23 protein-coding genes are annotated in these 23861 nt (G+C 46.3%); 7 read left to right on the plus strand and 16 right to left on the minus strand.

The genetic code is table 11. The annotated features are described in order from the left end of the window. Positions 1-5: 5 nt before the first annotated feature. The 5 genes from QNO02_RS29165 to QNO02_RS29185 all read right to left on the minus strand — a co-directional run bounded on the left by QNO02_RS29165 (position 6) and on the right by QNO02_RS29185 (position 5675). A complete protein-coding gene (locus tag QNO02_RS29165; RefSeq protein WP_165980320.1) occupies positions 6-983 on the minus strand; it encodes a LacI family DNA-binding transcriptional regulator in 978 nt (325 codons plus the stop codon). 40 nt (positions 984-1023) lie between these two features. Further along, entirely contained in the window at positions 1024-2619 is a 1596-nt protein-coding gene (locus tag QNO02_RS29170) for an extracellular solute-binding protein (RefSeq protein WP_249913058.1), read from the minus strand. 68 nt (positions 2620-2687) lie between these two features. Continuing rightward, entirely contained in the window at positions 2688-3569 is an 882-nt protein-coding gene (locus tag QNO02_RS29175; protein ID WP_091035631.1) for a carbohydrate ABC transporter permease, read from the minus strand. Positions 3570-3598: 29 nt separating this feature from the next. Further along, positions 3599-4516 carry an ABC transporter permease gene (locus QNO02_RS29180; RefSeq protein WP_240768206.1) on the minus strand — a complete coding sequence of 306 codons (918 nt, stop codon included), beginning with the start codon at positions 4514-4516 and terminating at the stop codon, positions 3599-3601. Positions 4517-4871: 355 nt separating this feature from the next. After that, the gene (locus QNO02_RS29185; protein WP_176872896.1) at positions 4872-5675 is read right to left on the minus strand and encodes an AraC family transcriptional regulator; all 804 of its coding nucleotides are present in this window, start codon (positions 5673-5675) and stop codon (positions 4872-4874) included. A 117-nt stretch (positions 5676-5792) separates the two neighbouring features. On the opposite strand from QNO02_RS29185, the gene QNO02_RS29190 reads away from it, so the two are divergent. Together QNO02_RS29190 and QNO02_RS29195 are read left to right on the plus strand one after the other, a co-directional pair. After that, positions 5793-7016: an MFS transporter gene (locus QNO02_RS29190; protein WP_133386298.1), complete on the plus strand. Its 1224-nt coding sequence runs from the start codon at positions 5793-5795 to the stop codon at positions 7014-7016. A 78-nt stretch (positions 7017-7094) separates the two neighbouring features. Next, entirely contained in the window at positions 7095-7877 is a 783-nt protein-coding gene (locus QNO02_RS29195) for an ABC transporter ATP-binding protein (RefSeq protein ID WP_091035624.1), read from the plus strand. Between the two features lie 199 nt (positions 7878-8076). Here the strand turns inward: QNO02_RS29195 and QNO02_RS29200 are convergent, their stop codons facing one another. From QNO02_RS29200 to QNO02_RS29220, 5 genes are all read right to left on the minus strand, one after another. Then, on the minus strand, positions 8077-8805 hold the full coding sequence (locus QNO02_RS29200; RefSeq protein ID WP_289390674.1) for a class I SAM-dependent DNA methyltransferase: 729 nt from the start codon (positions 8803-8805) through the stop codon (positions 8077-8079). A gap of 150 nt (positions 8806-8955) precedes the next feature. After that, a complete protein-coding gene (locus tag QNO02_RS29205; protein ID WP_036612238.1) occupies positions 8956-10251 on the minus strand; it encodes a glycosyltransferase family 2 protein in 1296 nt (431 codons plus the stop codon). A gap of 160 nt (positions 10252-10411) precedes the next feature. Next, complete coding sequence (locus tag QNO02_RS29210) at positions 10412-11287, minus strand: diguanylate cyclase domain-containing protein (RefSeq protein ID WP_289390675.1); 876 nt, start codon at positions 11285-11287, stop codon at positions 10412-10414. A gap of 112 nt (positions 11288-11399) precedes the next feature. Then, positions 11400-12509 (minus strand): glycosyl hydrolase family 8, encoded by a 1110-nt coding sequence (locus QNO02_RS29215; protein ID WP_074092757.1) that lies wholly within the window; start codon positions 12507-12509, stop codon positions 11400-11402. Between the two features lie 101 nt (positions 12510-12610). Next, positions 12611-13051 carry a MarR family winged helix-turn-helix transcriptional regulator gene (locus tag QNO02_RS29220; protein ID WP_133386437.1) on the minus strand — a complete coding sequence of 147 codons (441 nt, stop codon included), beginning with the start codon at positions 13049-13051 and terminating at the stop codon, positions 12611-12613. A 212-nt stretch (positions 13052-13263) separates the two neighbouring features. Between QNO02_RS29220 and QNO02_RS29225 the strand changes: the two genes are divergently transcribed. After that, entirely contained in the window at positions 13264-13704 is a 441-nt protein-coding gene (locus tag QNO02_RS29225; protein ID WP_221820041.1) for a GNAT family N-acetyltransferase, read from the plus strand. A gap of 167 nt (positions 13705-13871) precedes the next feature. On the opposite strand, the gene rlmN is transcribed toward QNO02_RS29225, so the two are convergent. From rlmN to greA, 3 genes are all read right to left on the minus strand, one after another. Then, positions 13872-14966, minus strand: coding sequence for a dual-specificity RNA methyltransferase RlmN (gene rlmN, locus QNO02_RS29230; RefSeq protein ID WP_076329217.1), 1095 nt, complete (start codon positions 14964-14966; stop codon positions 13872-13874). A 179-nt stretch (positions 14967-15145) separates the two neighbouring features. Next, the gene (locus QNO02_RS29235; protein ID WP_091035609.1) at positions 15146-16501 is read right to left on the minus strand and encodes a sodium-dependent transporter; all 1356 of its coding nucleotides are present in this window, start codon (positions 16499-16501) and stop codon (positions 15146-15148) included. Positions 16502-16784: 283 nt separating this feature from the next. Continuing rightward, on the minus strand, positions 16785-17261 hold the full coding sequence (greA, locus tag QNO02_RS29240) for a transcription elongation factor GreA (protein ID WP_062836673.1): 477 nt from the start codon (positions 17259-17261) through the stop codon (positions 16785-16787). A gap of 287 nt (positions 17262-17548) precedes the next feature. Between greA and QNO02_RS29245 the strand changes: the two genes are divergently transcribed. From QNO02_RS29245 to QNO02_RS29255, 3 genes are all read left to right on the plus strand, one after another. Further along, the gene (locus QNO02_RS29245) at positions 17549-18421 is read left to right on the plus strand and encodes an arylamine N-acetyltransferase family protein (protein WP_289390676.1); all 873 of its coding nucleotides are present in this window, start codon (positions 17549-17551) and stop codon (positions 18419-18421) included. 60 nt (positions 18422-18481) lie between these two features. Further along, positions 18482-19168: a 4'-phosphopantetheinyl transferase family protein gene (locus QNO02_RS29250; RefSeq protein ID WP_289390677.1), complete on the plus strand. Its 687-nt coding sequence runs from the start codon at positions 18482-18484 to the stop codon at positions 19166-19168. 510 nt (positions 19169-19678) lie between these two features. Then, positions 19679-19993: a hypothetical protein gene (locus QNO02_RS29255; RefSeq protein WP_074092762.1), complete on the plus strand. Its 315-nt coding sequence runs from the start codon at positions 19679-19681 to the stop codon at positions 19991-19993. Positions 19994-20141: 148 nt separating this feature from the next. On the opposite strand, the gene QNO02_RS29260 is transcribed toward QNO02_RS29255, so the two are convergent. From QNO02_RS29260 to QNO02_RS29270, 3 genes are all read right to left on the minus strand, one after another. Next, the gene (locus tag QNO02_RS29260; protein WP_289390678.1) at positions 20142-20288 is read right to left on the minus strand and encodes a hypothetical protein; all 147 of its coding nucleotides are present in this window, start codon (positions 20286-20288) and stop codon (positions 20142-20144) included. Positions 20289-20421: 133 nt separating this feature from the next. Next, positions 20422-21168: a Bax inhibitor-1/YccA family protein gene (locus tag QNO02_RS29265; RefSeq protein WP_289392924.1), complete on the minus strand. Its 747-nt coding sequence runs from the start codon at positions 21166-21168 to the stop codon at positions 20422-20424. Positions 21169-21375: 207 nt separating this feature from the next. Next, positions 21376-21732, minus strand: coding sequence for a nucleotide excision repair endonuclease (locus tag QNO02_RS29270; protein WP_091035603.1), 357 nt, complete (start codon positions 21730-21732; stop codon positions 21376-21378). 673 nt (positions 21733-22405) lie between these two features. Here QNO02_RS29270 and pdxR point away from each other — a divergent pair. Further along, positions 22406-23857, plus strand: coding sequence for a MocR-like pyridoxine biosynthesis transcription factor PdxR (gene pdxR, locus QNO02_RS29275; RefSeq protein WP_249913064.1), 1452 nt, complete (start codon positions 22406-22408; stop codon positions 23855-23857). Positions 23858-23861 lie beyond the last annotated feature (4 nt).

A 23861-nucleotide genomic window follows, 5' to 3' on the forward strand; every position in this document is an offset into this window, starting at 1 on the left:
TGTACTCACCTAATACATGTATGACTAACTGCTGTTGAATTGCGAAGGTTCAGCTTGGGCTGAATAACTACCGGAACGTCGACCTGTTCATCACGGATTAACGATACAATCAGCTCTGCTGCCTGCACGGCCAGTTCATCCAGAGACGGGCCAATCGTTGTCAAGGCTACTTCGGCATACTGCATATCCGGCAGATCATCATACCCGATTAACGAGATATCGCGTGGAACACTGTAACCTGCCTCAAGCAAAGCCCGGAGCGCCCCTCGGGTGACCAGATTGTTCAGTCCAATAAAAGCTGTTGGCGACTCCGGCCCAAACACATGATTACGTATGGCAAAATACCCGTCCTCCCAAGAGGAATACGCAGGCAGCACATGATCTTCGTTAAAATCCAGACCCGTACGCTGCAACGCTTCCCGGTATCCCTCCAGCTTGACGTGCTGGGAGTTGCCGATGAATCCGATTCGGCTGTGGCCCAGCGATTTTAGATGCTCCACTGCTTTGAACAGCCCTTCTTTGCGATCAATCTTGATGTAAGGAGAGTTCGGCGCTTCATCTGTACCCAGCACAAAACATGGCATGTTGAGTGTGGCGAACTTTTTCCAGAACATCTCCCGATTGTCCAGTGCATAGTCCCACAGAATACATCCGTCCACGCGCAGCTGGCTGAAGACATCCACACCATCATCCGCCACAACCAGGATCATCTGATATCCCCGCTTCTTCAGCTCGGTGTGCAGACGGCCGGAGATGTTCGAGAATAACGGATTGCTCAGCTCATCCAGCACAAAACCGATGATGTTGCTCCTGCCGGTGGAGAGCTGCCGCGCCAACATATTTTTTCGATACTGGTGTTTCTCCGCGACCGCCAGCACCTTCTGCTTTGTTGCTGGTTTGATTCGGGGATCATCATTCAGCGCCTTTGATACCGTGCTATAGCTCACCCCCGCCAGTTTGGCAATGTCTTTAATGGTTATCAAAATCAATCAACACCTCTCATACGCCTGAAACCCTAATTTTCTATTTCTGTGCAGCCTTATAACGATCATATTGTGCCTGTCTGCCTGCAATAACCTGCTCTATATTCATCTTCTTCAACGTCTCAATATAACTGTCAAACTGGTCCAGACTGGCATCACCACTAATAAACTTGAAGTTCATCTCTTCCACATATGTGGTGATGTCAGGCATCGCCATGCTTTCCACACTCGCTTCATCTGGCAGCGCATAGACAAATGGGAACGGTTCGCGCACATACGGCTCCAGTTCTTTATCCATCTTTGCATGCCAAGGGGCTACGACGGAATCGGCAGAATCGGTCGATTGGATGTTCGGCAGATTCACCGGACCAATGCCGAGCTTCTGAATGTATTCATTGTCTTTGCCTTTGTCCGTAAATGTCTTCACGCCGTTCTCTTCCGTATACGTGTCATCCTTGATGCCCCACGTATAATACGTCTGTGCTTCCTCACTTACCGCATAATCCAGGAAGCGGAAAGCCAGCTCAGGATTTTTACTGTCCCGCGTGATGCCGAAGATGCCGCTAACCGGGGTACGACCGATGTAGAACTGATCGCCATGCGGTCCTTTCAGTGGCAGAATGCCTTTGATGATTGGCTCTTCCGGATTGTAATCCTTGAACAGCGGGCTGTAGACCATCGACATGTACCAGCTAAAATTAAACGTTGCTCCCGTCACATCCTGAGAGATGCGCGATGTGACCTGATCACTCGTGGTACTCGCATAATCCACCCCAAGCAGACCTTCCTTGTACAGTCCGTTCAGATAGGTCAGGTACTCCTTGTACGCCGGCTCATAGTAGCTGAAATGTACCTTGCCCTGATCGTCTGCATAAAACTGATTGGACAGATCAAGTCCAAATGCCGGGCCAAAGGCCATGGACACAAATTTGGCTTCCATGGACAGCGGAATCTCATCAGCTTTTCCGTTGCCGTTCGGGTCATCTGTCTTGAACTTGCGCAGCATCGCCGTAAATTCATCCAGCGTGGTCGGCTCGCTTAATCCCAGCTTATCAAGCCAGCGCACATTGACCATAAATACCGGCATGTAGTTGCGGGTTAGCGTTTGCTGCGGAATATAATACATTTTACCATCTGGCGTCGTTAAACTGGCTTTAACCGAAGGGGACTTTTCATATATTTTTTTGAGATTCACGCCGTACTTCTCTACCAGCTCGTCAATCGGGATAAACAGGCCACTATTGATGTACTTCATCAATTGATCCTGATCCGGCAGGTACACGATATCGGGCAAACCGGTACCGGCAGCCAGCCTCGGATTTACGGCATCCGCATAGTTCTGCGGCGGAATTAGATCCCAATCCACCGTAACACCTGCGTTGCCCTCGATTTTCTTAACGATCGCTGCGGTGGACAAGTCCACATTAGTCGTCCAAGCGTTGGTGCCCAGAATAGACAACTTGGCATCCGGTTGATCCGTCACCGGCCCTGCTCCGGTATAATTGAAGGCTGGCTCTGAACTGGATGGGGTGCTCCCCGCATCAGTTCCCGACCCTGTTCCACCGCTACATCCCGCCAGGCTGATTGCCAGTATCGCTGCGATTACACTTTTTCTTCCTGCCCCTTTAAATCTCATCCATCATTCCTCCTTGGTATGAACCATTTTGAACTCCCTTGAATGACATGACACTTAAGTATTAAAAGCTATCCTTTCACGGCTCCGAGGGTAATCCCCTTAACGAAGTACCGTTGGATAAACGGGTAGATCGTAACAATAGGCAGAATGCTGACCACAATGGATACATAACGGACCTGAAGCGTTGATACCGCAAGTGCACCGGATGTCATCGTACCGCCCATCTTTTGCATCACTTCCGGCGAAGCCATGATCAGCACTCTTCGCAGGAACATCTGTAAGGGCTGCATATCCTGTTTGCCCAGATATAATAGGGCCGTGAAAAAGTTGTTCCAGTGGAATACCGCATAGTACAGCGTGAGCACAGCCAGTGTTGGCTTGATGATCGGAACCGCCAGACGATACAGCATCGTCATCTCGTTGGCCCCGTCTATACTGGCACTTTCGAATATTTCATTCGGAATACCTTCGAACGCTGAGCGGCAGATCATGACGTTAAACGTAATCACCAGCACAGGCAGCACCATAACCCAGCGGGTGTTGTACAGCCCAAGCGATGTAATCAGCATGTAGACCGGAATGAGTCCACCCGAGAAATACATGGTGAAGGCGATGAAAAAATTCAGCTTGCGACGTAAGAAAAACTGCTGTCTGGATAATGGAAACGCGGCAAGACAAGTTGCCACAATGTTTAACAGTGTGCCTACCACGGTGTACCAGAGAGTGTTGTAGAACGAAACCCATAACTCCTTGTATTGCAGTACCATTTGATAACCTGACAGGGTAAATCCAACGGGCCACAATACCACTTTTTGTTTGTCGATGGCATCCACCGAGCTGAATGAAATGCTAATGACGTACAGAAAGGGATACAACGTGACAACAACCGCCAGTATGGTCAGCAGGTAGACACATCCGTAGAACAAACGGTCACTTCTCGATTTTTGCATACAGATCTCCTTTGGTCCGGGTTATAGTCTTACCAGAGTGACATCTTGGTCAGGCGGCGGGTCATGGAATTGGCAGCAAACACAAGGACAAAGGTGATAACGGAGTTGAACAAGCCGACCGCTGTGGCGAAGCCGTAATTCTGGCCCTCAATCCCCATCCGGTATACATAGGTGGACAGGACATCAGCCGTTTCGTAGGTGGCTCCGTTGTAGAGCAGATATACTTTCTCGAAACCTACACTCATAATGCCGCCAAGCGACAGAAGCAGAAGAATGACAATGGTTGGTTTGATACTGGGAAGGGTCAGGTGCCATAGCTCCTGGAATTTGTTGACGCCGTCGATTTTGCCGGAATCATACATCTCGGGGTCGATCCCCATAATGGCTGCAATGTAGATGATGGAGCTGAAGCCAAAGCTCTGCCAGATGTCGGAACTGGTGAAGATGGTGCGGAACCAGCTGGCATCCATCATGAAGTTCACTTTTTCCATGCCAAGACTCGCGATGAGGGTGTTCACAATACCGTCTGTTGGTGACAGGAAGTTAATAATCATGCCGGCTACAACAACAGTGGAGATGAAGTGAGGAAGGTACGTAACGGTCTGGGCAAATCGCTTGAATGTCCGGTTCTTGATCTCTACGATGCAGACAGCGAATAAAATCGGAATGGAGAAACCAAACAGGAGTGGCAGGAAGGCGAGCAGAAATGTGTTACGCAGCAGTCGCCAGAAGTAAATGGAATTCACAAACTGTTCGAACCAGCGCAGTCCCACCCACTCCCCGCTGAGCATGCCCTGCCCCGGCAAGAAATTGCGAAATGCCAACAGCACGCCAGGCATCGGAAGGTACATGAAGATGAGGTAATACAGAAAGATAGGCGAAAACATCAGTAGCAAATACTTATCCCGTCTGATCAGGCTGAACAGCGTGGACATGCGTTTTTTCAACGTGAAACACTCCCCTTCGCTACATAATTACAACGTTTGAATTTTTAAATAAAAAAGAACTGTCATTTCACTGACGTATTTGTTATTCATCTCATTCACATTTTGTAACAACCTATATCATTCTGCGTACTAACGAGATAATTACTTGAAATAGTCCTCCTCACACCATAGTTCTGTCTTTGTAATAATTTTCAAAACCATAATTACAACGTTGTAATTTTAACTTAAATGTATACGCTTACATAAACTTTTTCCCATCTTAGCAAAGTCTCCATCGTTTGGCAACAACAAAAATCAGTGTCATGTTATAACATTCAAAATACAGTCTCGCATATGCGAGACTGCCCGTTAAAATCTACACGTGATTCCGATATTCCATCGGTGTCATAACATACACTCGCTGAAAGGCTCTGTAAAACTGACTGACGCTGGAAAATCCCAGTTCATAACTGATTGTGGTTACTGAATCCGTTGTATGGCGAAGCCTCTTGGACGCTTCTTCTACGCGCAAATTCAGCAAATATTGATACGGTGTTGTTCCCGTAAGAGCCTTAAAAGAACGCATAAAATGATACCGGCTCTGATGCGCGACCATCGCCATCGAATCAATATCCATTGGGCCTGTATAGGCACTGTGAATGTAATCCAGCACTCGTTGGAGATGAGGGTCAATGAATGTACCGGGATTTACAGTCCTTTTTTCATTTTCCTGCCCCGTCAACATACGTCTTAGATACGTTTCGATCGCCAGTTCTGTTTCCTGCACTTGCAGCATTTCGGGCACATCATCTAACAAAATGGAATTCCAGCCTCGAAACAGACTGCTGATCTCAGCAGGATCAAATGTCTGGGTAGGTCTAAACTCAGCTCGTTCCCCACTTAACTCCGCACCTCCGAAACTGCCTAATGGCGGTTTACGGAACTTGATCACAATGACAGCCGAATCCGACCCTATCTCAAAATAATGCTCAGTCTGGGGATGAGCAATAATCCCTATGCCTGCTTTTAGCGGGTATGCCTGCCGTTCCTGTACCAGATGACATTGGCCTCTGACCGGCAGCGTTAGCTGATACCAGTCGTCATGTACATGCGGCTCATTCGCAAACCCTCCGGTAGCTTTCCATAATTCCAACCCATTTAGTGTCATGTTTAATTCCATCGTTTGCTCACCTGCTGACATTATAGCAAATTGTGCTCACTTTCCAAGCACTTTTCACAAAGACACGATCTGCCCCCATCTTTTATCATTGAAAAAAATAATTCGAGGTGATCTCCCATGGCTCAGGCCACTTTAAGCAAAATGCAAATCAACTCCTCCGCCAATTGGGCACTCGCCGGAGTCAGCTTCGCCCATCTGCTAAATGATGCGATGCAGACAGTCGTTCCGTCTGCATTCCCGCTATTCCAGCAGACCATGCAGCTCAGTTTCGCCCAGATGGGCTGGATTGCCTTCACCCTGAATATTACCGCATCCGTCCTTCAGCCACTGGTCGGTTATATGTCAGACCGCAAGCCAATGCCGATCCTGCTTCCCGGAGGTATGTTATTCTCCCTGATCGGTGTTCTCGGCTTAGCCTTGTCTTCCGAGTTATGGATGCTGCTTGTTGCGGCAGCATTGATTGGCATAGGCTCATCCATCCTCCACCCCGAATCCTCACGCGTGGCTCATATGGCAGCCGGCCGTGGACGTGGAATGGCGCAGTCGATCTTCCAGGTGGGAGGCAACACAGGACAGGCTATTGCTCCATTACTGGTCGCCTTCATCCTGCTGCCACATGGACAGCGTAGTTTTCTATGGCTGATGGGCTTTGCCCTGATCGGCATCTTCATTCAGTCTTTTGTCAGTCGTTGGTACAGAGACAAGCTTGCCGAGACTCGCATTCGTCAGCAACAGCCTCTAAAATCAAGCGGCGCAGAGCCAGTAACTCGGCCTGTGAGCAGAGGATTCATCGCTTTTACCATGGGTATCCTCATCCTGCTGCTGTTCTCCAAATTCGTATATATTGCAGGCATGACCGGGTACTACGCCTTCTATTACGCCGATGCATATAACTTGCCTCTCTCCCAGGCACAGATCTGTCTGTTTATTTTGCAATTTGCAGGTATGGTCGGAACCTTGCTCGGCGGCCCACTCGCTGACCGCTACGGACGCAAACCGATGATCTGGTTCTCCATTGCAGGCACTGCACCGTTTTCCCTGTTGCTACCTTATGCGGGACCCGTCTTGTCCATGGTATTATGCGGAATGATTGGACTCATCCTGATGTCCGGCTTCAGCGTCATCATTGTTTATGCGCAGGAATTGCTTCCTCGTCATATTGGAACGGTATCCGGATTGTTTTTTGGCCTATCGTTCGGCATGGCTGGACTTGGCTCGGTTGTGCTGGGGTCCTTAATTGACGTGACCAGCATTGCGTTTGTTATCAAGTTATGTTCGTTTTTGCCACTGCTTGGTGTGTGTGCTGTATTTCTGCGCAAGGACCAACCAAGAACAGCGTGATAACCGTTGAAACCTCACTGATTTTGTGACTACAATACACCTAAGACAATCGAGGATAACAGAAGGAAGGAATAACGCATGATTATTGATGTACAACATGTCACTTGGAAAAGGGGACCCCTTACCCTGCTGAACGATGTGAGCTGGCAGGTTAATGATGGTGAACACTGGGCGTTGCTTGGCCTGAATGGCTCCGGCAAAACAACACTCCTGAACATGATCACCGGGTATCTCTGGCCGACCGAAGGCAAGATATCCGTGTTAGGCCATGAATATGGTGATGTGGATCTGAGGCAGCTCCGCAAATCCATCGGCTGGGTCAGTTCGTCTCTGCAAGAGAAATTGTACGGTACGGATCGCACACAGTATGTCGTGATCAGTGGCAAACACGCCACCATTGGCCTGTATGACAAGCTGTCAGATGATGATCTGGAACAGGCAAAACAATTGATGCAAACGCTGGGCTGTCAGCACCTGTGGGATCGGGAATATCGTACCTGTTCTCAAGGCGAGAAACAGAAACTTCTTATTGCCCGAGCACTCATGGCCAATCCGCGCGTACTTATTCTGGACGAGCCTTGCAATGGACTGGATCTGTTCTCAAGAGAGCGATTGCTGGACAGCATTCGTGAATTATCACAGCGTCCAGACACCCCTTCACTCATCTACGTCACCCATCATACCGAGGAAATATTGCCTGTCTTTAGTCACAGCCTCCTGCTTCGCCGGGGTGAAATAGTCCATAGCGGATTAACTAACAATCTGATGAACACCGAAGTGCTGAGTAACTTCTTCGAGGCACCTGTGGAAGTTGATCGGCACGGGGATCGTGTCTATGTCAGAGCTGCGGCGGATTCATAATTGCGGGGTTATACACAGCAAACGTAACATAGGTGTAGAAACATAACAGTAATAGCCCAATATCTTATCCACATGTGGATAGATTTTGGGCTTTTCACTGCTATATCTAGTGTTATCCACCGTTTTCTGTGTAGAACTTTCTAATTTATGAGTATAACTTAGTTATGTCCTTCTATTTATCTATACGCTTTATCACTATCTACTTCCGGGCACTTAAAAACAGAAACAATGGAATACGCTGCCTGCGCAGATAGGTTTCCTCGTTTACAAAATAAGCACGTTGTGGTGCTGACTCACGTAAATGTTCTACATGGAACCCTGCCCGCTGCAATGCCATAAAGTACGATTCAATGGAACGATGCATCTTTTTCACAGAACCGCCCAGCCACTGCTGCTCACGATATCCTTCTACAAAATACTGATCAACCACCCAATCCGTTCGCGTCCCGGAAGGTTGCAGTGTGGACGTGATCACAGGATGTTCTACCGAAAATATGAATGTGCCATTTTCATTTAACGTGTTATATATCTTGTGGAATAGGCTCTCCACATCCTCGATGTAGTGAACAGACAGTCGGGATATAACCAGATCGTATGTACCTGCCGGATAGGTCCAGTCTTCCATGAATGCCTGTTCAATCTGTGCATTCGTGCCTTTAACCGATTCGTTAGCTGCCCGCACCATATTCAGTGAACCTTCAACTCCCGTGTAAGTTGTACCCTCGCGCTCCCCACTCAGCAATTCTGCGGCGAACCTTGCATCTCCACAACCAAGGTCCAGTATGTTCTTGCCGGCAACATCACCAATCAACTCCAGCATCACCGGCTTCTCCAATGTATCATTGGCGTTCTCCTGCCACTTGCGACGTTCCATGTACTTCTCAAAGTTTTCCTCATTATCGTAAAACTCAGGTCCCCTGTAGCCCATTCCACACGCCTCCGTTTCCTTTATGCAACGTTCAATATGTACAGCCTGAAAGAGTATACATAATGCCAACCAATCTTTCCATAGTAAAAAAAAAAGACTGCCTTCTGAACGAATCCAGAAAACAGCCCTTCATTTATAAGTTGATGTTTCTCAGCCAAAACGCTGCGTTTTGTACCATTTGGTTTCTCTCCGGAATAGCTTATCTCCAATAAGCGAGATAAATGCTTTGACGGATATGACCAGAAATAACTGGGCATATGTGAAATAGGAGAGGCAGGCCACAATAAAATTCTGCGTATTGCTTTGCCCAATATCTGCTGAGAGTGCGAGATTAATTTGTAGTACATAAATGTAGTACATTAATGCCCATGCTATTACGAGATACACGTAAACATCCCCTGAGAACTGGAAGGGAGAAATGACATTCGGATTAAATAATGCAATAACCTGATACACTAGATTCGAGACAAAAATAATATCCGATACAATAATAGCGATCATAAACCAGAAATAACTTGCAGCATAGTACAGAACATGCAGTTTAATTCTCCAGCTAGTACGGTCAAATAAATGCTTCACATTGTCGATAACAACCTGGTAATTTCCCTTGGACCAGCGCTGGCGCTGTTTCATATATACCGATAATTGCTCAGGTTCCTGCTGGTAAGCCTCTGCTTGTGGCGCTAATGCAATAAGCTGACCCCGAGTAAGAATATCAAACGACACGGCCGTATCTTCCGTGATCGCATCAGGGTCCCATCCACCAATCTCACGGATCAGTGCTGCCTTGATAATATAGTTCGTACCAGGAATCGTGCCCAGTTTGAATAACTCCCATAGCCCCGTATGGTGAACACGTTGGACCGTTACAAGTTCCAGATTAATGCAACGGGAGAGAAAATTCTGACCCCGATTACGAGCTTTGTTTCGACCAAATACAGCACCATACTTCTCCGGGTTTTCCAATGCTTTTTGTGTCAAAAACATCAATGCATTCCGCTCAGGCGCCGCATCTGCGTCATAGATACATATCCATTCTCCCCACGCCAGTTCAAGGCCATCATTCAAAGCTCCCGACTTCCCACCTGTACCGGTACGCTCCAGAATGGTAAAGTCACGATCTGCATAACTCGTCTTGGCCTTGAGTTCCTTCAGGCGCTCTGCTGTATTATCTGTACAATTATCTGCAATAACAATAACTTGAACTTTATGCTCAGGGTAGTTCAGACGCAATATATGCTCAACGGTAGACACGATAACTACCCCTTCATTATGCGCAGGCACCATGACAGTCACAGTGGGGTAATCATCCATACTTTCAGGAATTTGAATTCCCTTTTTTTCTTGTTTGTTAATGAAACGAATAGCTCCAGCCATAATGACAATCGACTCGGTGACGGATATCCAAATACTGAGGATGGACATCAACAGCAGGAAATCAGCCATTCAATTTCCTCCGATCATATTTCCTGTTAATTTTCCCTCGAAAACGAAGAGTCGCAAAGGTTAATATAAGAATCGTAATGGCAAAGAAACTGCTAACTACAATACATAATGGAACAAACCATGTTAAATAATTCACAGAAATACTCCTCCCCCATAGCATCTAGATGTATTCACCAATGAGATCTGTCTCTGTGTTCCGTTCCAGTGCCGCAATAACAGCATCGATATCCTCATACTTACTGAATTGTTCCTTCTGGAATACCAGTGCACCCGATCGAATAACCGTCTGCAACTCATTTCCCTTTTTATCGATGATTTGCAGATCCATCATGGCTTTTTTGATCCGTTGTGTCAGGATGGGCAAGTACTCCACATTGGTCATTGGACAGATAATCACAAAACGTCCTCGACCCACAAAAAATTTATAATCCTCAAACCGAATCTGCTTCTGTATGGTAGTGGATAGTTCAAGAAGGAACTGTGCATAACGTACGGAACCGAGTGATTCCAGTACCAACGGCAAAAACTCGATCTTGAACATCGCCATGCTGAATCCATATTGCTCCGAATAACGTCTGGCTAGATTACTTTGCTTAACAAGCGTATCCGCAAGTGCATCCTTATTGCCCAGGGAGGTATCCAGATCAATCTCCGGATTACGCTCCTGAAGCTCCTGCAGACGCTCCATGACACGCGCATTGCGCACAAGACTTGCCTTGATAAAAGCAGCCACAGCCACATTGGCTGGAATGAGCAGCCACCAAGAGAACGTAAGTACACTTACATCCGCGTAGGTAACAAGCCATACAAAATAAGAGACCAGATAGATAAATCCGGCGACGACAGATACCCCGACAGGTATCACAAAACCCAGGATCAGCGCTCCAAGCGACACAATGCTAAACACCACATCCAGTGTAGTATAACTCTGATTCATATAAATCTTAAGATAGACAACGAGCTGCTGGATTACGGCTAATCCAATCAAACTCGCATATCCCCATGCAATACGAAGGATGGGTGCTTTATTCCTCATAGGTTTCTTCTCTCCAGTAGATTGGTTAGTGATATTTCGAGTAAACAATATATGACATGAATAGACAAACATTATGTTAACACATAGTTGAATATATTAAACGACATTTTTATTACTTTTTAAGTAACTTTTGTAATTCAGTCTCCCCAAGCAAAGGAAACAGGTTATCAAACATATGTGTGTTTCCACTAAATACATATCCGCCTGGATAACTGGCGTCCAGACTACGCATGCTGATCATATGCTTATACAGCTGTTTCGCCCATTTTGGATCACCTGACTGAACCGCAAGCAGCATCGCGAGTCCATATACGGATGGAGATTGGTAAGATACCGCAGGTGTGCGAGTACTACGCTTATATTGTCCCGGCAGCTGATGACGGGTATTGAATTCTTTTTTCAAAAAAGCAATGAGCTTGTCCGGTTTGCGGCTGGTCGCAGTTAGATGGTTCGCTACGATCAGCTGATCAATCAGATTCACTGTGTCATCATATGTATACTCTTTCGTCCCCACATTGAATGTTTTCGGATAAAATATCCCGTCATCCGGCATACTCTTCAACATGGATTCGTATTTGGCATATGTGCCCGGCTCCAGCATTTCATGCTTCTCCATTAATTGGAGAGACGGTAGATCCACATAAACCAGGCTTAACATATCCGCGGAGTAACCGTTGCCAAAATCGTGAAAATCAACATAATATCCTTTATTCTGAACCGACTGCGTCAGTGTACGGGAAATATCCGAGGCCGTTGCCAGTTTGGCTTCTCTTCCCTGTTGCCATTGATCTGCTGCCTTTAATAAGGCACCTACAATTCGGAAATCATCACCGAGCGCGTTAGTGGTCACGTGAGATTTTCCCTCAGCATCCAGCTTCCAGGCAATATATTTTTGCGGCATGAGGAAATAGGTCGTCAGCAGCTCATAGCTTTGCTCAAATAACGCCTGATCGTTCTTGGCTACAGCATATTGCATCCAAAGACCAAGTGATTCAGATAAAACCTCTCTGCCTGCTACGATATCCGCTTTTTCGGATGTGGCATCCTGCAAATAGGACGCAAGTAAACCATTGGGATTGGTCATATGATCTTGGACAAAGGATACTGTAGGGGATAATTCATTCATCACGAACCGCTCCTTCATGAAAATAATGAACGCTGCTGCAATACTGACCACCAATATGACCAACCACGTTACTGTTTTCCGGTTCATTCTCTTCATGATTCCCTCCTGTATTTTTGCTATTGTGAGATAATGACTCTGCTCCTTGAGATCGGTTCGGCTAGGGTCTGGGATGTAGGGGTCAAGGATAGAGGTATTGTTCATTCTAAGATATCCATGTAGGACCGCCGTCCGCCCTTTTTGACAAATTTCCAGTCTACCTCGATGTTGTGGCGCATTCGGCGGAGAAGCTTAACCGCGGTCTCTATATCTTCATCCGTAAAGCCGTCCAGCGTCACCTGGTCGGAATGCTCGCCCTCTTTACGAATGAATTCCCATGCTTTCAGGCCAGCTTCTGTCGGATATAACAACTTGTTCTTCTTATTGTCTATTGCCGACTGTTTGACAATAAATCCATCGGATTCGAGTTTGCTAATCGCTCTGGCCGCTGTCGTTCGATCTACTTTGATTAGTTCAGCCAGCTGGTTGGGAATAATGCCCGGATTCTCACATATGCGATAAAGATACAGATATTGGCCTCGGGACAAGTTCAGATGTTGAAATTCGACATTGCTGATCGAATCCAGACAGCGGGCAATCATGCCAATTTCACGCAACACTTCTTTTTTATCAGTCAATGCGCTCACGCCCTTTTATAAAATTGTTGCATTCACAACATAAATAGTGATATAACTACAGTTAACTTGGATTAAATTTTAACCAAGATACTCACATGGAACGGCTGCAATGATTATGCTATATACCAGTTTATCATGCCCGGATATGATTACTATCGTCCAAAGGAGAAACATTCATGAATACAACGATTGTTGAAGTTAATAATCAGGAATTGCTCGATGCCTGCTTCGCCATTCGAACTGCTATTTTTGTCGAAGAACAAGGCGTACCCGCAGCGGATGAATTCGATGCTTATGATACATTAGACGCGGAGGCACGCCACATTCTGCTCTACGTAGACGGTGTACCTGCTGCTTCCTCCAGACTGCGCATTGTGGAACAGGTCGCCAAATTGGAACGGATCTGCGTCATGCTCGATTACCGCAAACACGGCCTGGGCCGTGTGCTGATCGACAAGCTGGAGCAGATGGCTGTTGCCGAAGGACTTGAGAAAGCGAAGCTGCATGCACAGGTACAAGCTTCCGGGTTCTACGAACGTCTCGGATATGCACCCGCTTCGGAAGTATTTATGGAAGACGGCATCCCCCATCTGCTGATGACCAAAAAACTGAAATAATGAAACTCCAAAAAACGCCTCCGTTATCACTTCTCAGTGATATACAGAGGCGTTTTGCATTAAGACCAGGCAACGCATTCGCAACCCAACAACGGTAAATGGCACGTAGAGGCACCTACTAGAGCAACCAAGTATCCTAACTTTACTTGCCAGCTCCGCGTTGTGTCTTATCCCAATGCCAGACGGTCTGGCTCAGATTCGGCAGCGTTGTTCTTCATTTGTTTACTGCGCAGCTGTCCGCAAGCAGCATCGATATCCGTACCATGTTCCATACGTACAGTGGAGTTGATGTTGTTCTTTTTGAGCGTATCATAGAAACCCAGAATCGATTCTTCTGTACTCCGTTGATACTGACTGTGCTCATCCACCGGGTTGTATGGGATCAGATTCACACTGACCATACTTCTGCGACTGGACAACAGTTCAGCGAGCTCCGCGGCATGCTCACGTTGATCGTTAACATCACGTAACAGAATGTACTCAAACATGATGCGTTTGTTCGTTGTAGCCAGATAATAATCCACTGCATCCATCAATTGCTCAATCGGGAAAGCCCGGTTGATCTTCATGATGTGTGTACGCAGTTCATTATTAGGTGCATGCAGAGAGATTGCCAGGTTAACTTGCAGACTGCTGTCTGCAAATTCCTTGATTTTGTCCGGAAGGCCACTCGTGGATACAGTAATCCGTTTGGCGGCAAGTGCCAGTCCTTTACGATCCTTGATGACTTCGATGAAATCACTCATGTGCTGGAAGTTGTCGAATGGTTCGCCAATCCCCATCACCACCACGTTGGTCACCCGCTCGTCTTGACCGGCTGCATCCAAATGTCGCTGCACATGCATAATCTGTTCCACAATCTCGCCAGCGGTCAGGTCTCGGCTCTTCTTGATCAGACCGCTCGCACAGAAGCTACAGCCAATGTTACAGCCCACTTGTGTGGTCACACAGACGGTAAGCCCGTATTTTTGCCGCATCAATACTGTCTCAATCAGGTTGCCGTCCTGCATCCGAAGCAAAAACTTCACGGTACCATCTGCCGATTCCTGCTTCACATGTTCGCTAAGAGAGTTCATGGTGAAATGTTCGGAAAGTACATCCAGACATTCTTGACGGACATCGGACATGGCCGGAAAATCGTGTACACGCTCCTGATATAACCATTCCCAGATCCGGGATGCACGGGATTTCTTCTGCCCATGCTCCGGCAGCCAGGAACGTAATTGCTCTAATGTTAATCCATATATGGATGATTTGTTCATTGTATAATCCTCTTTTCGCAAAAAAGCATATGGCTTATCGGTCCTACCCAAAAAACCTCTACTCCGTATTGTCCCAAAATTGACGAGGGAAAACAAGGGCTTTTGCATTTCTTCCAAGAGGTTTTATCCATGGTAAATCTGCACAACAGACCATATTTCACCCTATCGGGCCTTCACCATTAGAAGTGAATGATACCGGATGTGTGCAGTAGAACCAGCAGAACCAGGATCGGAGCTACGTAACGCAGCATGAACAGCCACACCCGGAACCATCCGGAACGCAGGCCGGAAGCTTCCGCAGCCGTTTTCCAGAAGTATCCGGCAAAAATCGTCACAAGCAATCCACCTACAGGCAGCAGGATGTTGGATGCTACAAAGTCCATCCAGTCGAACACACTCTTCGATCCAATCGTCCATTCAGGCTGCAAGCCGAGCGACAATACCGAAGGAAGTCCCACGATGAAGACCGCTAGCGATATCACCCATACCGCACGACTGCGGCTCCAGGACAAACGTTCCATGAAATATTTCACCGGAACTTCCAGCAAGGATACCGCTGACGTTAATGCCGCAATAGCCAGCAGGATGAAGAACAGTCCGCCAAACAAGAAGCCAAGTGGCATTGCCGAGAAGGCCGCCGGAAGTGCCACGAAGATCAATGACGGTCCTTGGTCCGGTGCAATACCAAACGAGAATGTTGTTGGGAAGATGATCAGACCCGCAATGAATGCATAGATCAGGTCACCTGCACCAACGGCGACGGTTGCCGCACCGAGGGATTGATTTTTATCCACATACGAACCGTAGGTTACAAGAATACCCATCCCCAGTGACAGGGAGAAGAAGGCATGTCCAAGCGCCACCAGTGCGGATTCCGTTGTAAGTTGTGAGAAGTCCGGATTCAGGAAGAAGGAAACCCCAGCTCCTGCACCCGGCAATGTAACTGCACGAATCATCAGGATAATGAGCAGTACCAACATCGCTGGAATCAGTACCTTGTTAAACTTCTCGATTCCGTTAGATACCCCTTTGGCAACAATCCAGCCTGTGATCAGAACTGAAACCAGTTGCCATACAATCGGCATATAACCGCCTATGAAGGAATTGAACTGTCCGGCATAATCCGGATTGTTGAACAATGTTCCACTGAATGATGTAATTGCATATTGCAAGGTCCAGCCTGCAATAATGACATAAAAAGACAGGATGATAAACGGCGTCAGTACTTGCAGCAATCCGGCTGCGAGCCAGCCCTTATGTCCACCTGCTTTGATAAAAGCAGTAGCTGCACTACCTCTGCCACTGCGACCAATCGCAAGTTCAGCCAAGAGCACTGGCAGACCGATGAGCAGCAAACAGACGATGAAGAGCAGGAAAAACGCAGCCCCTCCGTTCTCACCCGTAATGTACGGGAATTTCCACATGTTGCCCAGACCAACCGAACTACCAATGGCCGCCAGGATAAATCCAGCTTGGGAGAAACGTTCTCCTTTGCCAGCGTTGTCTTGATCTAGATTAGGCTTACTAAAATTCATCGTATCTACTCCATCACTTTAAAGTTTTCCCGTAATTATATACTACTCACCTTGTCAGGTCATTCGAAATTCGAAATTTGTCGAAATGTTATTTTTTTACATATAAAACACACGGAAATCTTCATCTCATAAGTTCCTTAAACACAGTATGTGATAAAGTCCGTTAGTCCAACCGTATGAAGTTTCAACAAATCCCTATTCCCAACCGTTCAAAGCCCAATAGAATCAAAAAAAGGTGTCCCCTCAGCCACTTGGATGACTGCGGAGCACCTCTCTTTTTGAATTACACTTTGATTTGAAGTAACTCGTACTTGATAACGCCCATCGGAGCATTGACATGAATGACGCTGCCCACTTCTTTGCCCATCAATTCCTTGCCCAGCGGGCTCTCGTACGAAATTTTATTATCCGCAACATCGGCCTCGGCAGGGCCAACCACTTTATATTCAATCTTCTCGGCGAACTCAATGTCATTAAGCAACACCGTCGATCCAATGCTCACTTTGTTGGAGTCTATATTGTCTGAAGAGATGACTCTTGCTTTTGTCAACATCTTCTCCAGAATCAAAATCCGTGTCTCCATAAAGGCCTGATCATCTTTGGCTGAATGATACTCACTATTTTCCTTCAGGTCACCGTAACTGATCGCGAGTTTCAGACGCTCAGCCAGTTCCTTACGCTTCACCGTCTTCAGATCCCTCAGTTCGTCCTCCAGCTTTTCCAAGCCTTCCTGTGTCAAAATCACTTCATCATTAGCCATTTTTCCATCTCCTAATCCTGCTATCTATCTATATTCTAACCTATATCCACTCCAAAGGGTTAGCATACCCCAGAAAAAGAAATAGCTCATCCATATATTGTATTTCAATGAGATCAAAACCATGTCCATCTCTTGAGATGATTTTCAAGGTTTCCTGTGAATTGTACCGTTACAATTGGTTCAACTGATCATGTTGTTTTCACCCGTTGAATTTTACAATGAACTCAGGGCAGCAGAAGTTTTATAACCATCGCCTGCAGTCCACTATATGACGTGAGGTGATCTGAATGATTGAACTATTGAATACAACTGAAATACAGGCCTATCTGAAGCGGATCGGCATAGATGATATAAAGGAACCTACACTGGAATTCTTATTTGAACTCCAGCGAGCACATGTCCAATATTTAACCTGGCAAACGGTCGATATTTTTGCAGGTCGTCCTGCGGGAATCGGTCTTCAAGATTCCATTCAGCTTATATTACAGGGACGCAGCGGCTACTGCTTTCATCTAAATGGTGCATTTAGTGTTCTTCTCCGCTCGCTGGGTTATACGGTTGATTGGCATCGCGGGGGAGTACAGCCTCATGGGGAACAACCCCGTGTGAACTCATTCCATCTCGGTCTATCTGTGCTTCTACCGGATGCTGACCCGACAGTTGAACGCTGGATTGTAGATGTAGGTCTGGGCGGAATGCCCTTTGAACCTCTGCCACTTCGTTATGGAACCTATGGTTCAGCTCCGTTCACATACCAATTGATCCCTTCATCTGTTGCTAGTGGGGGATGGCGACTTGAGTACGAGCCAAATGGGCCAAGTGCAGGAGTCGACTATGCTCCCGAGGTAGTCCACGATCTGGGGGAGTTCATTCCCAAACATGAATTCTACAGTCAAACGGTCGAATCACCTTGGCATAACGCATTTTTGCTTCGTCAGCGGGATGAGATCCGTAGTCATGAACTACGTGGATGTATGCTTCGAACACATGATTTGGAAGGAATCCAGAAAATAGAGATCCGGAATTATACTGAGTGGCGTAACGTATTAACTGAAATATTCCATGAACCCTTGGTGAATTACAGCGAACTGGAATGCCAGGATATGTGGCAGCGAGTGCAGTCTGCACATACGGAATGGAAACAAGCGCAAGAAGCATGAGAGTCCGTTCCATATAAAGGAAAGTTATTGATCCACGCCGAATACGTACTCAGGTGATTAATGATGATAACTATTCGTGTACTCCAAGTTCCAGAAGTATTGCCCGAGGCGAACTGGAACCAATTGCTATCGCAAGTCTCTGCGGAGCGACGTGCTCAGGCTTCGCGTTTTGTGCGTCAGGCTGACGCGTATCGCTCCGTGCTGGGAGAGATATTGACTCGTGTGACTTTGAGCAAGTTAACTGGACTGAGACCTGCTGAGCTTTCTTTTACCCGTAATTCCTACGGCAAACCTTCACTCAGTCACTATTCGGATGTACAATTCAACGTCTCCCATTCAGGTGATTGGATTGCTCTGATCTCTGGCAGTACAGATGAACTGGGCGTGGATGTGGAAAAAATAGCTCCAATTGACATGCAGATTGCAGAGCGTTTCTTCTCTCCTAAGGAGAGCCAGTTCTTGGCTGCCGAGCCTGACAATCGTCGGCTGGAAACCTTCTACCGTCTATGGACGCTGAAGGAAAGTTATATCAAAGCTGTCGGTATGGGGTTGTCCATACCACTGGACTCCTTCGCCATCCTACCTGATGAGCGGGAAGATTGGCATTGTGAACAGGCGGGGACATATCTCTTTCTCAGTCAGCGACTGGATGATGGACATATGCTTGCGGCATGTTCGGCTGGTGGAGAGCTGCCGAGCCAGCCCGAAATTTTAACCTTGAAAAAATTTTACACGGATTTGGTTTAGTGTGCGGCTAGTTGGGCCTAATTGGGGGATATCTTGGAGTTTAAGTTAAGATCGAGCTGTAACGAATCTGAGACACCTTAATAACTAGAAATACACGACTTTGGTATTCTAAGGAATCCTACACACGCTAATCCCCTCTATATGCTCTATTTCACGTTGTTATTGCTGAACTCTGTACAAATAAGATGTCTAAGGTTCGTTAGGTTTCACTAATCACTAAAAATCCTCTATTAAGAGTTATGAGATTCGTTACATCTGGCATTATGATGAAGGAGAGGTCAATGACCCTCCTTTATTTTACTATTGATCAAAAATCAAAAAGAGCATATATCTCATAGGAAACCATAATTTTCAAAAAAAGATTAACATCCTGTCCAGTTAATGGCACTATAGGACCAAAAGGAAGAAGAATAGGTAATAATAATCAGGTATTTATAACTAGAATTATACTACATACTTGTTAATACTCAATTCTCTCTCCGATTCATTATTTTAGAAGGAAGTGGACAGATGCATATCTTTTTGCAAAACAGTGCAGGTGTAACCAAGAACGTGAAAGTAGGTTTCAGCTGGACTACATTATTTTTCGGATTTTTCCCTGCGTTGTTCCGTGGTGATTTGAAATGGGCTGCCATCATGTTCTTGATCTCCGTAGCCGTTGGTATTTTCACTGTAGGATTCGGAGCTTGGATTAGTGGGATCGTATTCTCTTTCGTTTACAACAAAATCTACATTAAAGAGTTGCTCGAAAAAGGCTACCGTCCTTCAAACGCTGAAGCTCAAGCAGTTCTGGAAAGTAACCAGATTATTGCTCGAGCAGCTTAAAACCAAAGCAATACATGGATGAACATAGCAATTATAAGCTTTTAGATTTTTATTGTAGATATACCAACCAGCAATCATGTCGAGATAAACACCAAAAATCCCTGGCGAAAACGTCAGGGATTTTTGGTGTTTATTCAGATAACAGGACCTATTCTTTGATTGCACCGATCATTCCTGCACCAATGATAATGATTTCTTTCTCTTTGGTCTTTTGCGTGATATACACTCTGGCCCCAGTCGTCAGTGGCAGGAAGATCTCCAGTACGGAGATGTCAGAAGCAATCGTGGTCAACAACAGCTACCCGTCTTACTGACCGCCCCGCAGTCTCGTCCTCATATACCAAAAAAGCTAACGACGTGAGTAACACGCGTTAGCTTTTTAACTTTAAATCCACACTCCGTTTACGTCTCTGACGTATCGAATAGAACTAATCCCGGCTCCGCAATTTGCCAAGCAGACGGATGATCTCAATGTACAGCCATACCAGTGTTACCATCAATCCAAATGCACCGTACCACTCCATGTACTTGGGCGCACCACGTTCAGCACCACCCTCGATGAAGTCGAAATCAAGGACCAGATTGAGGGCAGCCACAATCACGATAACGACCGAAATACCAATGCCGATCAAGCTGTTATCATGCAGATAAGGAATCGAAATTCCGAAGAAACTCAGTACAAAGCTCAGCAGATACATGATCATGATACCACCAGTTGCAGCCACGACCCCAAGCTTGAAGTTCTCCGTAGCTTTGATCAATCTAGTTTTGTATGCCATCAGCAGGGCGATGAATACAGCCATGGTCAATAGGGCCGCCTGCAAGGTAATTCCGTTATACAGTGACTCATAGGTTGCTGAGAGTGCGCCTAGGAATAGCCCTTCTGCCACGGCATAGACGGGTACTAGATACGGTGCCGCTACTGGTTTGAATGAAATGACAAGTGCCAGAATGAAACCAACCATTAATCCGCCATAAGCGAGCGGCATCACTTGTTGTCCGTTAAAGAACATCATCCATGTTGCAAACGCACTGCCCAGCAGAATCACCAGCGTAATAAACGCTTTGTTCACCGTGCCGTTGATCGTCATGTAATTCTGATACCGATCTTCTCCATATCCTCTGTTTTCAAACGTGCTGTCTTTAAGTGTAGGGTTACCGCTACGACCGATCAACACAATCACCTCTTCATATGTATTTGGTATATCTGTGATACTAAGCTTGGGCTTACTACGTTTCAATTCTACAAGCTACTCCCTCGAAAAGATCGGGATGGCACCAGAAGGGATCGGATGTAATCCTTCGATTACATCCTTACCCCCAGGCGCAACACTTAGGACATATGTCCCAGACATTGCATATTCATGTGATTTTTAAGCGTCTTATTTGTACAAGACTTTATCTACATTGTATTTCGCACGCATCGTGTTGATGATATACGTCTCGTAAATTTCACGATCTACCGGATCTTCAACCAGGCATACTTCAATCTTCGTTACTTCTTCGCGGTGATTCTTAATTGGTGATACCGTGTCTTCAAAATGCTTTTTGATACGTGGTCTTAATTTACGTGCTTTCCCGACAAATAACAATTCTCCATCGGCATTGTAAAACATGAAAATCCCGCCTAGTTCCCGGGTAATCAGGTGAAAATCAGTAAATCCATAAATGTGGCTAAGCTGTGGATCAACCTGCTTTGTGATGGTTACATCCGGTGTTGGCACAGTAATATTAATCAATAGGCTCACTTCCTCATTATCTATAGGTTTACATCCTATCACATATTATAAAGGGACACCATTTCAATCTATATGAAGTACAATTCACGCAATTTTCGCTATTACGACAAATATTTCAAAAAAAAGGTTAACTTCCCTGATTCAAAGTGGTACTATAGGGGTATGAGGAAGAAATTGGGCACTGAGACATACGTCTTTATATCTACCTCCGTCTATTGTACCCTATGATTGAATATCTTTTTCATGCTGAATTCTGTTATGTGATCACGACAAGAGTACAGTTAGCAAGAACCCTAGCTTATAGATTGTGGATTCATCATCTAATCGACCCTTGCAGCAAGCAAACCTAGAAAGACCTAGATTCATGATTCACTGTAGATTTTAAGTATCACCTAGAAAGCCTGCAATTATAGTCGTACTGAAGTTAATAGACACACGTAGAAGGTCAGATAGCTATCGATCCTAGAGAGACTAGTCATGCAATACAACTGTAGAAATTATAGCAGCAGTACTATAGAAAATGGATCAAGTTTCACCACCAGGCCCCGGCATACTGCCAGGGCTTTTTTGCGTTTGTGCGAACAACCAACCACACGCTCAGGGAAACAGAGGTATCGTGGTTCTTTCTGCTGGGTTTATAATATGGCAAGATACCAGTAGAGGGAGTGATGGGATGTATTCCGATCTGAAATTGACGGAGGACCGCCCTGTATATATACAAGTTAAAGATTATATGAAGCGATTGATGCTCAAAGGCGGCCTGCAAGCCAAACAAAAGCTACCCTCGACCCGTGAACTCAGTACACTCATGAAGGTTAGTCGCAGCACGGTCCTGCTCGCTTATGCCGAGCTTGAAGATGAAGGGCTGATCTATGCAGTCAAAGGCAAGGGCAATTACGTCAGTGCCTCCATCGAAACACCTGAGGCAGCAGCAAGCTGGAAACTGGACTGGACGACAGAGGTAAGCGAGTATGCCATTCAGGCAGAGCAGTACGATCTGATGAAACATGGCTCCGGAGCGGAGCGCGGCGAGATATCGTTTACCAGCATAGCACCGGATGAAAAGCTGTTTGATCTGCACAACGTGAAACGGGCTTTTCTGGATCGCATGTCACTTGAAGGCGAAGTACTGCTGAATTACGGATATGCGCAGGGATACAGACCGCTGATGAACTATTTACTACGTTATATGGAGAACAAAGGTGTTGACCTCCGTGGCAAGGACATCCTGATCACCAACGGATTCACGGAAGGTTTCGATCTGGTGCTTGGAGCGTTGCGCAAAAAAAGCGGAAAAGCGCTCTGCGAGAATCCAACGCACCACACGGCGATTAAAAATCTAAAGTTGCACCAGTTCCACCTGACCGGTGTGAACATGGAGCCGGATGGCTTGGACTTGAAACAACTGGAACATGAACTTGAGGCAAGTCCATATGATCTGGCATATCTCGTGCCCTCCTATCACAATCCAACCGGGATTGTGACGTCCCCTGCAAAACGGGTAGAGATCATCCGGTTGATGAACAAGTATGAGGTACCCATCATTGAGGACGGATTCAATGAAGAATTACGCTATTCCGGTTCCCACGTATCTCCCCTGATCGCCAGCATGGGGAAAGGCAATGGACTGGTGTATCTGGGCAGCTTCTCCAAAGTACTGTTCCCAGGTCTGCGTGTAGGTTGGATTATTGCGGATGCGGCGCTGATTGATTATCTGGAGAGTATGAAACGGGCACGCAGCATCCATACCTCCACGCTGGACCAATCGTTATTGTATCAATATCTGAGCAACGGTAATTTCGAGAAATATTTGAAGCGAGCTCGTACAGAGTATAAGCGAAAATATGAATTGGTTGTGCGTTGCCTGAAGCAGCATCTGCCAATGTGCCGGATTTCCGGTGCGGGTGGTCTGCATCTGTTCGTGCAGTTCCCGTCCGAATACAAAACCCGTGAACTGCTGGCGGCCTGTAAAGTGAAAGGTGTAACGTTCACACCAGGGGATACCTTTTATCTGGAACATGGTCAGGGCGTAAACACGATGCGTCTGGGTTTCTCCAGAGTCAGCGATGAGAATATACGCAAGGGCATTCGCATCATTGGCGAGACAGCAGCTCAAATGAGATAAGGAG

This window comes from Paenibacillus sp. PK1-4R (genome assembly GCF_030369595.1).
GTDB lineage: Bacteria > Bacillota > Bacilli > Paenibacillales > Paenibacillaceae > Paenibacillus.